This is a genomic window from Bovifimicola ammoniilytica, assembly GCF_025567085.1.
Classification (GTDB): Bacteria; Bacillota; Clostridia; order Lachnospirales; family Lachnospiraceae; genus Bovifimicola; species Bovifimicola ammoniilytica.
Genome location: NZ_JAOQJN010000006.1, coordinates 161,133 through 176,417 on the forward strand (window position 1 = coordinate 161,133; position 15,285 = coordinate 176,417).

The 15,285-nt window shown below is 37.6% G+C and carries 10 protein-coding genes; 9 read left to right on the top strand and 1 reads right to left on the bottom strand.

Annotation, left to right across the window (positions count from 1 at the left end; all coding sequences use genetic code 11):
* Nucleotides 1-147: 147 nt before the first annotated feature.
* The 5 genes from OCV48_RS09525 (at nucleotide 148) to OCV48_RS09545 (ending at nucleotide 10,715) form a co-directional block, all read left to right on the top strand.
* The gene (locus OCV48_RS09525) at nucleotides 148-2,409 is read left to right on the top strand and encodes a glycoside hydrolase domain-containing protein (RefSeq protein WP_007884642.1); all 2,262 of its coding nucleotides are present in this window, start codon (nucleotides 148-150) and stop codon (nucleotides 2,407-2,409) included.
* A gap of 80 nt (nucleotides 2,410-2,489) precedes the next feature.
* A complete protein-coding gene (locus tag OCV48_RS09530; protein WP_006426967.1) occupies nucleotides 2,490-3,050 on the top strand; it encodes a hypothetical protein in 561 nt (186 codons plus the stop codon).
* 383 nt (nucleotides 3,051-3,433) lie between these two features.
* A complete protein-coding gene (locus OCV48_RS09535; protein WP_015513340.1) occupies nucleotides 3,434-4,147 on the top strand; it encodes a LytR/AlgR family response regulator transcription factor in 714 nt (237 codons plus the stop codon).
* A 282-nt stretch (nucleotides 4,148-4,429) separates the two neighbouring features.
* Entirely contained in the window at nucleotides 4,430-10,216 is a 5,787-nt protein-coding gene (locus OCV48_RS09540; protein WP_262559564.1) for an RHS repeat-associated core domain-containing protein, read from the top strand.
* A 76-nt stretch (nucleotides 10,217-10,292) separates the two neighbouring features.
* On the top strand, nucleotides 10,293-10,715 hold the full coding sequence (locus OCV48_RS09545) for an Imm44 family immunity protein (RefSeq protein WP_015513343.1): 423 nt from the start codon (nucleotides 10,293-10,295) through the stop codon (nucleotides 10,713-10,715).
* 145 nt (nucleotides 10,716-10,860) lie between these two features.
* On the opposite strand, the gene OCV48_RS09550 is transcribed toward OCV48_RS09545, so the two are convergent.
* Nucleotides 10,861-12,162, bottom strand: a complete 1,302-nt coding sequence (locus OCV48_RS09550) for a transposase (RefSeq protein ID WP_055156278.1) — start codon at nucleotides 12,160-12,162, stop codon at nucleotides 10,861-10,863.
* Nucleotides 12,163-12,332: 170 nt separating this feature from the next.
* On the opposite strand from OCV48_RS09550, the gene OCV48_RS09555 reads away from it, so the two are divergent.
* The 4 genes from OCV48_RS09555 (at nucleotide 12,333) to srtB (ending at nucleotide 15,127) form a co-directional block, all read left to right on the top strand.
* Nucleotides 12,333-13,019, top strand: coding sequence for a hypothetical protein (locus tag OCV48_RS09555; protein WP_015513344.1), 687 nt, complete (start codon nucleotides 12,333-12,335; stop codon nucleotides 13,017-13,019).
* A gap of 17 nt (nucleotides 13,020-13,036) precedes the next feature.
* Nucleotides 13,037-13,663, top strand: coding sequence for a hypothetical protein (locus OCV48_RS09560; protein WP_055247014.1), 627 nt, complete (start codon nucleotides 13,037-13,039; stop codon nucleotides 13,661-13,663).
* A 166-nt stretch (nucleotides 13,664-13,829) separates the two neighbouring features.
* Nucleotides 13,830-14,195, top strand: coding sequence for an MmcQ/YjbR family DNA-binding protein (locus OCV48_RS09565; protein ID WP_015513345.1), 366 nt, complete (start codon nucleotides 13,830-13,832; stop codon nucleotides 14,193-14,195).
* 119 nt (nucleotides 14,196-14,314) lie between these two features.
* Nucleotides 14,315-15,127, top strand: coding sequence for a class B sortase (gene srtB, locus OCV48_RS09570; protein ID WP_055247017.1), 813 nt, complete (start codon nucleotides 14,315-14,317; stop codon nucleotides 15,125-15,127).
* Nucleotides 15,128-15,285: the final 158 nt, after the last annotated feature.

The window sequence follows — 15,285 nt, forward strand, 5'->3', positions numbered from 1 at the left end:
GGATTTTATAAGGGAGTTAATGAATCCTTTGGAAAATAGTCACAAAATAGGCACAGTTGATTGATAAATTGTTATTGTAACTTTTAGTGATAGACATATAAAGAGTTAGAAATCTTTATAATTGACTTGAATTAGGAGGTAGTGAATATGAGTGATCAGAATGTAAAAGCAGCACAAAAATATTTAAATGCGATGTTTGGTGGACATAAGGATTGGGTAAAACTGGATGAAGATGGAAAGACCGGAACAGCCGTGATGCAGGGAATCATTCGTGCATTTCAGATTCAGAATGGAATCTCAACGATTACAGGAACGGTTGGACCACTTACTATTAATACCATGAAGAAGTTAGCCATTATTACAAAAATGGATCCGAATGATACTCCGCAGGTTAATGTATGCTTGATTCAGTGTGCTCTGTTTTGCAAAGGATATGCTGCTGGAGGAATTACTGGAATTTATTATACATCAGGAGTAAATGCAGTTAAAAAGATGCAGGAAAATGCAGGACTGGAAGTTACGGGCAAAATTGATTGGAAAGTTTGGTCTGGATTGTTATCCCTAAACTGGTTTACAAAGGTTTCTGGTGGGGATTCCAATATTGTTCTTATTCAACAGCAATTAAATAGTGACTGGTCAGATGTTATTGGTGTTGGACCTTGTGATGGAATTGCCTCAAGACAGACAATTTTGTCTTTAGTTGGTGCATTGCAGGCGGCTGAAGGAGTTACAACTGAATTAATTACAGATTTGAATTCAGTTAATTTTGGCGATGCAACAACAAATGCGTTTCCGGGTACATTACAGAACGGACAGAACTCGACGAAATATGTTCCATTTAATAAGATTGCTCAATACGGACTATATTTTAACGGATATAATCCGGGAAGATTCGATGGTGTGTTTGATTCGACTACAGAGTCAAAGGTGTCAGAATTTCAGGAGTTTTATGGTCTGACAGGAATTGGACTTGTAACAAAAGGAAAAGTAAATGTTTCTACTATGAAATCATTGCTTACGAGTAAAGGCGATACAAACAGGGCAGCAAAAGCGTGTGACTGTGCAACAGTATTAAATAAACAACAGGCATTAGATATAAAAAATGCAGGGTATACTCATGTAGGACGTTATCTGACAGGTTCTGTTGGAAAAGAACATACACCGAAATATTTGACATCAACAGAAGTGAAAAACATTGAAAATGCAGGATTATCGGTATTCCCGATATATCAGGATGGAGGATATGAATTAAACTATTTTAAGGATCCGTCCCAGGGAAGTGTTGATGCACAGACAGCAATTTTAGCAGCCGAGAGAATCGGTATACCAAGTGGAACGACTATATACTTTGCAGTGGATTTTGATTGTTATTCATATCAGATTGATACATTTATTATACCTTATTTTGAACAGATTCACATGATCTTTTTCAGTTCGACAAATGATAAAAATTATAAAGTCGGCATTTATGCACCAAGATATGTATGTACTAAAGTTTATGAAGCAGGATTGGCAAGTAAATCATTTGTGGCAGATATGTCAACTGGATTTAGCTGTAATTTGGGATATTCGATGCCGAAGAACTGGGCATTTGATCAATTTTGTGAGTTGAACTCATTTTCTTCATCACCTTCGTTCCCACTGGATAAAGATGCATATTCAGGGAGAGATACTGGATTTAAAAAGTTCGATGCCGTATCGACAAAAACAGATGAGGAAATAGCGCAAGAAAATCTTCGGGCAAAGGTAAAAATAGCACGAAATCAATATGTCTATAATGTAATGGAGCCGCTTGGTTATCTGAATAAAATTATGGATGTGGGTGTGGAGTATGATAAGGAAATTTCACTGGGAACAATGATGAGTCCTCAAGGAGCAATTGATATTTCTACTAAAATATCCACATCGCTTGAAAGTTCAACTGGTAAAATTTATAATATAAAAGTGGATATAGGAAATGATGGAGAATTGACACAAACTTGCAAAAATCAAATTATGGAGATTTCATCAAATTTATCAGATACAGGTATAGAGGGAGCAGATAACTTTGGAAATACGATAGAAAAAATTGCTTTATCGGTTAAATCTGGTAATATTGCTTTTGAAATAAATAATGTTTTTGCCAATAGTGTAGAGTTTTCCATTGTATTTAGTACATCAGATTTGCTGCCAGAAGAGGAAAAAGAGTGGACAATATCGGTTGCTTTGATTTTTACAATGACATTAAATTCTAATAGTGGTCTTGAATTTAATGTTGTAGAATTCACAAAAGAGCATAGTAATATACTGGCAGGAGCCGTAATATTAGTTCTTGCGGGTGCATTAGTTGTAAATGCAATTCCGTCAATTATTGCTTTATTTTCAGCTGGAGCAGGTACTGTTTTTGGTTTGTTGATTCAAGCGCTGTAAATTGTAAAAGAATAAAAGAGACAATGGCCAGAGGTTCGATTTTATAAAGAGGACCTCTGGCAAAAGGGGGATTAAGAAGAATGCATATTAAATCAATTGTGTCAGATGAGGATAGGGAAGAATTAGAAAGAATGCTTTCGCTTGGGTTTATAATTCCTAATCAATTATTTAAAACAAGACAGAAAAGTAGAATGATTATCTATATTTTTACACCTGTAGAATTTTTACTGTCGATTAATTGTTATCTGTCGGAAAGTTATTTGATGTTTGGAATAGGGATTGGAACTTGTGTGGCTTGTGTGGCTTGGATTATTTGGTATCAAATGATTGGTAAAAATTTTGAAAAAAATGTTCATGAATTTGTCTGGGGTAGATCAGGATATGAAACGGTGGATATCGATGAAAACGCAATTAAAATAGATGAAGATCAAATTTATGAATTTAAAAATATTGATAGAATGTTCTTATATAAAAACTTCTTTTTTTTCATAACAAATGAAAAGAAAATATTTATATTTAAAACGACAGATATGGAGTCGGATGAACTTATAAAAATTATTAAAACAACAGGGATTTTATTTGAAAAAAAAGAAAAACCATTTAATATTTATAAGTATTGTAAAAAAGGAAAAAGTTTTTAAAAATAAGCAGAGGATGGTGGATTTATCATCCTTTTAGAGAAGAGCATGTATTTTAAAGGGAATCTGGTTTTGCAGGTTCCCTTTTTGCCATCAAAAACGTTGATGTTTTATCAAATGACGCTAAAAATAAAAAGAATAATGCAGGGGGTGACATTATTAGTTATCGCTGTAATATTTGGATAAAATATAAATAAATTATAAAATGGCGACAGTTTTTTCTTGTTCAAGTGTTTATTATATAGAGGACAAAATAAGACAGCAAAGGAAGTGGTGCTGTTGCATCGGAAAAATGACACAAAATTAGTGATGTCCATTCGGGAAAAGAATTGAAGGGGATTCTTTTCCCCATTTGTCGTGTTACGAAAGACTGAGGGTAAGAAAATATGCTAGAACTTGCAATCTGTGATGATGACATCATCCTATGTAATTGGTTAGAACAGAAGCTGCTCCATTATGGGAAAGCGAATGACTGTCAGATATCTATAGAAATATACTATTCTGCGGAGCAGCTTCTTAACAGGCTGGAAGAAGAATCCTACGATATGTTATTCCTTGATATTTGTCTGGAACATGAGAATGGAATTGATATCGGAACGGAGATACGAAAGAAAAATTATGGAAAAGAACTGCGGATTACCTATATTTCAACATATCAGGAATATGCTATGAAATTATTCCGTATTCATCCATTTGATTTTCTTGTAAAGCCAATCCGAGAGGAAGAACTTTTCCGGGTGATAGGTGAATTACGGGAACTGTTAAAAGAACGGAAGAAAATATTTGAATATACGGATACAAAAGGAATCCACAAGATTTCTTATGACAAGATCCTGTATTTTTATAGTCTGGGAAAAAGAGTACATATCGTGACATCGGAAAAAGAATATGAATATCGAGGAAAATTAAAGGATGTAGCGGATGTAACAGAAGAATATTTCTTACTGATTCACAAGTCCTATCTCATCAATATGGAACACGTGGAGCATTACGAATATGACAACGTGGTTATGAAAGACAAGACACGTCTCAGTATCAGTAAAGCAAATCGCAAGAAGGTCAGGGAAAGACTATTACAAACGGAGAAGAAAAGATTATGAATATCCATTTGATCACTTATCTGACAAGTAAATTATTCTGGATTTATACTGTGTTCCGTTACAATACCATCCTGTATCCAAAAAATGAGGATACACAAAAGCTATTTGCATATTTTTGTGCATATCTGCTTTCATGCTGGGGAAGCATGCAGTGGGGAACGATGTACGGAGATCTGATCTTTGAGCTGATAGCTCTGTTAATTATAACAGTGGCATATCAGGCAGACTGGCAACATCATGTCTGGAATACACTTATGGTATATATTATGGGAATTTTATGTGATGACCAGTGGTACAGATCCGAAAGGAAATCAGATCAGCTACGTTTATGATAAGAATTATCAGCAGGTCAAAGCAACCGATGCAAAAGGAAATACAATTACTTATAAGTATGACAGCATGGGACGTGTCATAGAAGAGAGTAATAAAGATTTTGGAACAAAGCTCTATGAATATGACAAAGCAGGAAATCTGAAAAAATATACCGATGGAAATGGAAATGCAACCGTATCCAAGTTTGATTCTCTTGGACAGGTGCTTCAGTCCAAAGATGCAGTTGGTAATATAACCAAATATGAATATGACGCATTAGGAAATGAAACCAAGATTACTTATGGAGATGGAAGCAGCCATTCCAAGGAATATGATAACTGCGGAAGACTCGCTAAAGAGACAGATGAATTAGGTGCAGTTACCACTTATACTTATGATGCGGCAGACAATCTGGTATCAAAATCAGATGACAGTGGAAGAACCTGGACTTATACCTACGATAATACAGGAAACCGCTTAAGTGAAACCAACCCAGAAGGTGGAACTACCACATATACTTATGATAAAGCAGGAAATCTGGTATCTTCTACCGATGAAGAGGGAAGAACAGATACTTATGCTTACGACAAGGCAGGAAATCTGACTACATCCAAAGATGCCCTTGGATATACCGTATCCATGAAGTATGACTTAAATGGAAATCTGGTATCCTCTACCGATGAAAATGGAAATACCAGTACCATGACTTACGATGGTAATGGAAACATGACATCGGTAAGCGATGCAAAGGGCAACATTACAGCAATGAAATATGATTCCACCGACAATCTGGAACAGACGGTGGATGCCCTGAAAGGAAAGACCACTTACGAATACGATTCACAGGGCAACAGCACAAAGATGACAGATGCCCTCGGCAATGCGTATAGTTATGTGTATGATAAAGAGGGAAATAACACATCCATAATACTGCCGACAGGGGACAAGGTGCTGATGGAGTACGATGCCATCGGACAGCTTGTAAAATGTACGGATGCACAGGGACTCGTAATTACCTATCAATATGACGGAGCAGGCAACCTGATCCATTCCTCCGACAATGGTGGAAACAGTATGGATTATACTTATGATGGTGCCGGAAATGTACTGACACAGACCGATGAACTCGGCCGGACAGCAACCTATCAGTACGATCAGTATGGCAGACTCCTGAAACTTACTGAAGCAGACGGAAGTACCACATCTTATGGGTATGATGTTATGGACCGTATTACAGCGGTAACGGATGCAGAAGGACATAGAACCACCTTTACTTACGATAAAGTTGGCAACCAGTTATCTATGACAGAAGAAGACGAAGCCACTTACCAGTACGCATATGATAAGAAAGACCGGGTGATCTCCCAGACAAATCCTCTCGGAGCATCTAGTACCTTTAAATATGACGGAAATGATAATGTGACGGAAGCGGCGGATGAAAACGGTACAGTCACCAAATATGCTTACGATAAAAACGATAATCTCGTATCCCAGACCGATGGAAATGGAAATACGACAACCTACCAGTATGATGAACTGGACCGCAAAATTGGAGAGACATCTCCATTAAAAGAAACCAATGAATACCGCTATGATGCCATTGGTAATCTTACCAAATCGAAAGATCCGATGGGACTTATTACGGAATACAAATATGACAGCTTAAGTAATCTGACAGAACAGATTTCTCCAAAGGGAGCAGTTACCAAATATGATTACGACAAGCATGGCAATGTCATTTCTGTAACGGATGCAAAGGGAAATGAGACACAGTACAGTGTTGACCTGAATGACAATGTCACAAAGATGACACAGGCGAATGGCGGAGAGTATACCTACAGTTATGATAAAGCCGGACGTCTGAAGAGTATGACCAGTCCACTGGGTTATACTAAAAATTTCTCTTATGATAAAGTGGACAATGTGGTAAAAGAAAGCGACAGCTTAAAGAGTACCACCACTTATACTTACGATAAGCTCCATAACATGAAGTCTTCTACCAATGCACTGGATGGAACAACCAGCTTTTCTTATGATAAGTATGGCAATCTGGTGAAGGAGACAGATCCACTTGGACGGAGCAATACCTACAGTTATGACATGGCAGGCCAGATGACTTCTGCAGCTGATCCGCTTGGTAAGATAACTGCTTATACTTACGACCCGGCAGGAAATATTACTGAGATCACCAAACCGGGTGGAAGAAAGACCAGCTATGGATATGATAAGAATTATAATGTTACATCTGTAACAGACCCGATGGGCTATGTTGCAAAGACAGTCTACGATAAAGACAACCGTGTAACAGAAGAGACCGATGCACTGGGGCAGAAGGAATCCTATACCTATGATAAGGACAGCAGGGTAACTTCTATTACAGACAAGCGTGGATTCACAACGGGATTTGATTACGATGCACATGGTAATATTCAGGTTGTTACAGATAAGACCGGATTAAAGAGCCATCTGGAATATGACAAGAATGACAATCTGACAAAAGTAACCGATGCCCTTGGCGGTGTAACAACTTACGGTTACGACAACATGGATAACCTGGTGACCTTCACCAATGCAGCAAATAAGACAACGAATTATACTTATGATTTGGAAGGCAACCTGACATCCATCAAAGATCCGGCAGGAAGAACAGAGAAATTCGACTATGATGAAAAAGGCAGACTGACCGGACATACACAGGCAAGCGGCAAGAAAACCACGTATGATTACGACAAACTGAATGACCTGTTGGAGAAATCATATCAGGACGCAAAAGGCGAGAAATCCGAAAAGGACGTGACCTACGCATATAACAGCGCCGGGGAACGGGTATCCATGAAGGATCAGACTGGTAAGAGCAGTTACGAATACGATGCGCTCGGAAGAATCACAAAAGTAACAAGCGGTTCGAAAAAAGATGTCAGCTACGTCTATGATGATGCAGATAATCTGCAGGCAATCGTATACCCGGATGGTACAAAGGTCAGCTATGAATATGACTTAAATGATAATCTGGTAAAACTGACAGACCGTAATGGAAAAGTAACCACCTACAAGCATGATGCACTGAATCGTGTGACAGAAGTCATTAGAAGCAATGGAACAAAGACGGAAGTATCTTACGATGCAGAAGATCATATCACAAAGATTGTGAATACCTGTGGTTCCTGCGGCAAGGTAATCAGCACTTATGAGTACAAGTACAATGATCAGGGATATGTAGTCAGCGAGACAGCGACCGAACTGGAAGCCGGAACAAGAAAGGCACCAAGCTGGGAAGACTGGTACAACTGGGGCGACACACAGAAAGAGACAGACAAAGCAGACTGTGAGCATCAGGAAAAAGAGATCCAGACGACTCGTACCTATGAATACGATGACAACTGGGAACTGACGCGCTGTACAGAAAAAGCAGAGGGCGGTAAAAAGACAGTCCATAATTATACTTATGACAAGATTGGAAACCGGACCTCTTACGAGAAGATCGAAGATGGTGTCAGCAAAGCAAAATATAACTACAAGTACAACGATTCCAACCAGCTCATCAAACGCACGAATGCAAAAATCTGGGGCGATCCGGGAACAACCTACAGCTATGATAAAGATGGCAATCTGATCCAGGAATGTGATAAGACAAACAGTGCAGATCCGGTCACTTATGAATACACAGCTGAGAATCGACTGGCAGTCGTAAAACAGGGTGGAACAGTCCTGATGGCAGCCATGTATGATGGAGATAACAACCGGGTATTCGAACTGGATAACACCTATAAATGGGAAGACTGCTATGGCGATGAAGTCCTGATCCCGGAGAACCAGCGTACAGAAGATGGTGACAGTCCGAAAGAACAGCTTGCATCTCTGGTAAAAGGTGGTTCAAATGCTAAAGGTTATACACTGACAGAGTATATCAACGATATCAATCGTGAAAATACAGAAGTCCTTGCAGAGTATGGATCAGACGAGAAAGTACGTCAGGCTTATACTTATGGAGAAAGTGGAATCGGAGAACGGGTAAGCGTTGATAAATCGAAAGAAAGCAGTTATTATTTATATGACGGAAGAAACAGCGTGACCGGAATCCTGACCGAAACAGCTAATCTGACGAACAGCTATCAGTATGATCCATACGGAAACCTTACATCAGGAACCGCAGATGGAGTCAATTATTATGGCTACAACGGGGAGTCCACAAATGTAAAAACAGGACTTCAGTATCTGCGGGCAAGATACTATGACGCAGAGAACGGAACCTTTACAACTGAAGATAGTGACCTTGGAACGACAGAAAATCCATTAACCAGAAATCGCTATGACTATACGACCAATAATCCGTTGAATTACAGTGATCCAACAGGACATTCATTATGGAGCAGGATTAAGAGTACAGCTAAAAAAGCAGCAAAAGCAGTCAAGAGTGTCGGCAAGAAAATCGTTAATACTGCAAAAAAGGTAGTCAAAACAGTAGTAAATACAGCTAAGAAAGCGGCAAAAACTATTGTTAATGCAGTAAAGGGTGCAGCAAAAACTGTAAAAAATGCGGTTACACATCCAAAAAAGACATATCAATCTGTGCGGAGTAGCGTGACGAATTCATACCGAAAAGTTGTATCAAGAGGTAGCAGTTTTGTCCGTTCGGTAAGTAATGGTGTTCAGAAAATTGGAAAAACTTATACATCTTTTAAATCCTATGTTTCAGAACGAACATCAGAAATTCGTTCTGAAGTAGTACGCCACATGTGTACCACAACGAATCGTATTACAGATCAGTTGGGCAAAGTAAACTGGAAAAATGTAGCGATTGGTGTAACAGCAATGGTAGTGTCCGGTGTTGTGGTTGCGGCAACAGGCGGTTTAGCAACTGGAGCAGTTCTGGCAGCATTGCCAGCAATGGGTGGATTAGGAACTGCGATGGTTTCAGGAGCTGTAGCAGGTGCAATTGGTGGTGCTTCTTATGGAGCAATAAGTTCTGGATTGTCAGGAAATAGTTTGAAGCAAGTTGCAAAAGATACCTTAACAGGCGGATTAACAGGAGCAATATCTGGAGGTGTTTTGGGTGGTCTTACTTATGGCGCCGGTAAAGCACTTAGTGCAGTGAAGGACTTGGTAAAAGGAAAATCTAGTTCAACTAAGCCGGGGCATATCACTGAAATGGCTACAAAAAAACTGGATTATACAAGTGAAAATGAAGCACCTTTATTAACACAAACAGATCAATCTTCCGCTTCAAAGGTTACCGCAAGAAATAATTCCGCTTCTATATCGGACAATAATATTGAGTCAGTGGCTGCGGGGAATAATACTACTAAGTCGACTACAGCATCAAAACAAGGAAATAATGTAAAAACAGCTACTACGAATACCGCTGAAAATAATGCTGAAGCAACATCGGGATACTATAAAGATAATAATGGTAGATGGCATAGGAAAAATGGACAGTTTGCATCAAATGAAGAGGTTGGCATACCATCTAAGAAAACAAGTGCTAGTCATAATCATGGAAACTCTTTGGAAGATACAAGAACAAATTATGGATATGCATTAGTGGATAAAGATACTAATGAAATATTAAAATTTGGTGAAACATTGAATCCTGAAAAAAGATATTCTCAAAAGTATCTAAATGAAAATAATGCGGTGATGAAAGTTATAGAAAGTGGAAGTAAGCGAGATATTCATATGTGGCAATATGATATGAACAAATATTATGAATCAAAGTATGGAGAATTTCCACCATTATTAAAAAGTAAGGGATGGTGATGAAATAATAAATAAAAGTTTAATTAATGAAATTGTTTAGGTAGTTGGTAATGAATATAGAAGGAGGTTATAAGAAATGGAATTGAATATTAATTCGCCATCATATTTTACAAAACAATATGGGGTTATCGATGAAATCTACAGCATGTGCAGAGGTATATCAAAACATGTTGAAAATAAGCAGTACAGTGATCTTGTAGATATAGTTGGTATAACACCAATTATAGCACCTAAAGATATTATAGAACAGGGCCTTTTTAAACAAGAAAAGAAGTGTGATATAAAATATGGTTTTGCATCGGTTAGTCTCTGGATTGATTATGATGAATACTTAAAAGCTGATATAACGGATAAACAGATTATGATAGTAAAAAATATATTAGCATCCATAAAAACGATATCTCGAAAAGCAAAAATAGATTATAAACAGTTTTGTGAGGATATATTTCAATATTGCAAGCTGATAAATCTTCCGATAGAATCAAATTTAAAAGTATAAATTATAGAGATGAGCAAAACATATTGATCCAAAAGTAGAACTTGGCAGTTAGCTCCCATAAAGTTTGAGGTTGCGATTTTATGGCATAGCAAAGCTAACGTAAGTCCAAAACTTACGAAATCATAAGACTATGAGAATTTTTTAATCAAGCAATTCGTTTTATTGTTTTTAGTTTGCGATAAGACTGACCAGAATGGCTAGTGATTGCGGCAACGGCAACTGCTAGTAAACTGATATGGGCAAGTGTGTTTAAGTTTGTAACAGATGCTTTATTTCTTACCCACATCCGCTCTTGACCAGTATTTTTAAAACGCGAATTATAGCGTTCACATTCTGTGCGGAGTGAATAATTACTTTTAAAATATTTGCTGTCCCTATCAATGGAAAGTCTTAAATCATCAGGAATGGTGAGATATCTCGTACAGCCACGATGCTTTTTACCATTATAGAAATTTTTGTGGTGGCATGGGCAAAGGGTATCTTTACTTGATTTTAGAGGACAACAAAACTTTTGACGGGTACGACCACAATCGGAAAACTTACCATCCTTCCACATGGCAAGCCCTGCTTCGCAAATGGGATTCCCTTGAGGAAGAAGTTTCGGATTTTTGGTATTACGTTTGTTTAATGGAATGATACATTCTCCATTGTAAAGTTCCTTAACCTGATTGTAGATATTTTTGACATCGTAACCTTTGTCGGCAAGGAATATGCAGTCCGTTATTGGTTGAAAGGAATGGGTAGCAGCAAGGATATCTAAAGCGACGGTAGCATCATGAACTTCCGCGGTTGTGGTCATTTCATAAATAGGAAGACCTGAAATACAGTCTACAAGGACATGGTTTTTATAGCCCCAATAAAATTCATATTTTTTCTCATTCGTTTGATTGGATGCAGTGTGGACGCCGAGTCTACAATCTGAATCCGCCCTTGGTTGATTTCCGGGCTTAAACTTATTTGAGAGAAAAGATTTCGGATTATTCTGTGAAGTATTTGCAGAGACAGGAGTTGAATCTAAGCCAATAAAAGAAGTGTCTACAATACCTTCTTTAGAAAGGAATAGCACCTGAGTTTTCATGATTTTAGAGAGAACTTTGTTATCAAAATTTTTCAAGAAGCGATCAAAAGTCCAATAAGAAGGAAGTGGACGAGAAATATCAAAGCCACAAAAATGCGCAATCAGAAGATTATTGTGAAGATAATCGACAAGATCGGAAATCATGGAGAAACCTTCGCATTTCATGACAATAAAGGAACAAATCATAGCGTGGTTTGAAAACCCTTTTCTTCCTGTTTTGGGGAATTCCGGAACAAAGGATAAATCAAGATTCAGAAAAAGAGAATCATAAAACTTTGCAACTGGTTGTGAAGTGAAAAGACGGATGTCTTTCAAAATTTCTTGACGATAGATAACAATCAGCTCCTTTCGGTGAATTGATTTTGACAACTTAATTATACCATTTGGAGTTGATTGTTACTATAAATTTGGAGTGATAAAAGAGGTTGCCATGCCTCGCAAACCCGCATAAATACTGAATGTGTGGAGTTTTGCTCATGGCTAATAAATTAGTCAGTGGAGGTGAGAGGCATTGTTAATAATTACAATGCCTCGAAAATATGAGACGAAAAATTATAATAGTAATTGTAGTTGTGGTTCTGGTTATAGTAGCTACAATAACATTTTTTGTGATAAAAGATTTACAGCAGGAGAAAAGTCTTCGAAAAGAAATTGATGAAATTCAAAAAGAAATGGTAGATTTTGAACAAATAGATGTAGACAAAATAAGCAAAAAATTAAAAGCTACAGTAACTACAGGAGATTATGCCAAAATTGAGAAAGCCATAAAAAACTATATGGCAGATAATTTAAATACGATGCTAACAATTTCAGAGGCTTTAAATGATGAAGTAATACCAAATGCGCTTACTGCAGAAAATTATCAGAATGATGGTCCCGATTTTGTAAAAACAAGGAAAATTTTAAAAAATACACAAGATAAACTCAGTGCTTCAAAAGAGACGATGATAATATTGTCAAAAGACGATACGGTTATGTCTTATTTAAAGAATGTTGATGATTCGTATTATATTGATTTATATAAAGAAATGGTGGGAGAAGAAAGTTCGGTTGATGATATTAAAAAAAATATTGACGATATAGTGAATTTGATTCAATCCCAGCAAAATGTTTTGGAATTTCTTTCAGAAAATAAAAATATGTGGAATGTGCAAAACGGAAAAATTCAGTTTGATGATGATATTTTATTAAATCAATATAATCAATTACTTTTAGCCGTTCAATAAAAAACGAAGGAGAGAATATGCAAAAGAAGAATTGTGTTTTGTGCATAAGTATAGGAATTATAGTATGTATATTGTTATCAGCTTGCTCCAAACAACCAGACTTCGATGCCAAATCCTACGTCCAAAGTTCTCTTGATGCATACTATCATGGAGAATATAAGGACTATGCGAATCTGTTAGAAATCTCGGAAAAAGATGCCAAGAAAGAAATCGAAGAGGATTTTAATGAGAGCATCCAACAGCAATTTGATGATTCTGATAACATTACGGACAAAGGAATTGCTGATTATGCGGAAAAACTGGCAGAAGTAAAGAAACTGGCAAAATACAAAGTACAGGATGTGAAAGAAGAGGATGGAGTCTATACAGTAAGTGTACAAGTTGAACCATCCAATGTATTTCAGACATTGCAACAAAGCTCTACAGAGGTAAGCAATGAAAAAATAAAGCAGGGATTGGATGGAAATGATCCAGAAGTCTTTGCAGCTGTATTAACAGAAAGTGTCCAGAAGAGTCTTGAAAAGAACAGTTATGGAAAAACTGTTACTGTAAAAGTATCAGTGGAAAAAGATAATTCAGGAAAGTATGGTCTTTCGGATACAGAGATGAGTAAGCTGGAAACAGCGATGTTTCCAACAGAATAAGAATGAATGGAAAGCTATCAGAGGAAAAAAACTGGTAGCTTTCTTTTGTTTCAAAAACAGAGACTTGTTAAAAAGCTATTGTAATAAGCGAATCAGAAAAGTTATAATAAATGATAATGGATGGCAGAGGTCATCCATTCATTATGAGAAAAAGAAGGGATCCCACATGAACCAACAAGAAATATTCACATACATCCAAAAGCAATACCCCACCCATCCAGACACCATCAACAAATCCGGATACCTCGTCACCATCTTCAAAAACCCAAGAACCGCCGCACCTTATGCCATCTTTTACCAACCAGCTGAAAGAACAACTTTCATGGAAGTTCAGGCAGAGCCGGACATGATAGGCAACTACATCGAAATGTATCACCTTGCTCCGGCAAAGTACATGGACAAGAAGCACTGGCTGGCAGTTCCGTTGGATGGTTCTGTCAGCGATTCAAAAGTTCTGGATTTACTCGATATGAGCTACGACCTCGTAGACGGACAGGCAGAAACAGATGGAGAGACAGGAGCAGATAGATAGGGGCAGACGGACAGGCAACAGACAGTACGCCAGAAGAAAAAGATTGACAATTCTGACCACACATTCCATAATGACGATAGTGGTTCGAGAGAACTAACAGGAAAAATGGGAGAGACAACATGAAGAAAAAAAGCTCATACCGATGGCTGATATGGATCATTCTGGCAGTGGTTTTAATCGGGGTAGCACTTATGCATATCCTTCCCCCATACATCGACCGATGGAAATCCGCCAGAGATTATGACAAACTTGCCGAGGAGTATGTAAATGATGAGTCCGAACCAGATGATGGAAAGCAGAAGAAAAAAGACTGGTGGGCAACAGACGTAAAAGTAGAGTTTGACAAACTGAAAGCCGAGAATCCAGATGTTATCGGATGGATACGGTTTGATAATCAGGACGAACTTGGCATCAATTATCCAATTCTGTATTCAGGTGACAATGAGAAATATCTGAGAACCGACTTGTATGGCAACAGCCACATCGCAGGGTGTATCTTTTTGGAAGGTCTTAACAAATCTGATTTTTCGGATTATTACAACATCATCTACGGTCACAATATGAATGACGGAAGCATGTTTGGGAGCCTGAAAAAATATAAGGATGACGGATTCTGGAAAAAGAATCAATACTTCACTGTATATTCTGAGACAACCGCCTACCGTTATCGAATCTTCTCTTATGAAGATGCGGTCAATGGCGGTGATGTGTATAAAGTAGGATACCAGCCTGGCGAAGAGTATCAGAAATTTATCGATCAGATGATAAAAGATTCCGATGTCGATACAGGAGTAAAGCCGCAGACCAGTAACAAGATACTGACACTTTCTACCTGTACAGGGAACGGATACAGCAAGCGGCTTGCCATCCATGCAGTCTGCGTTGACGCACAGACTACGGATGAGTCAAAATTAAAGGAAACAGGAAATTAACTATGAAAATATCCAAAAGTATGTGAAAAAAGAAATAAAAACATATTTTTGGATATTTTTATATGGAATTATAATGTTGTAGCGGAAAATGCATTGACAAACCTGAAAAAAGGACAATATAATTAAAAATACATGGTTTGAACCAACTAACCAAAGCG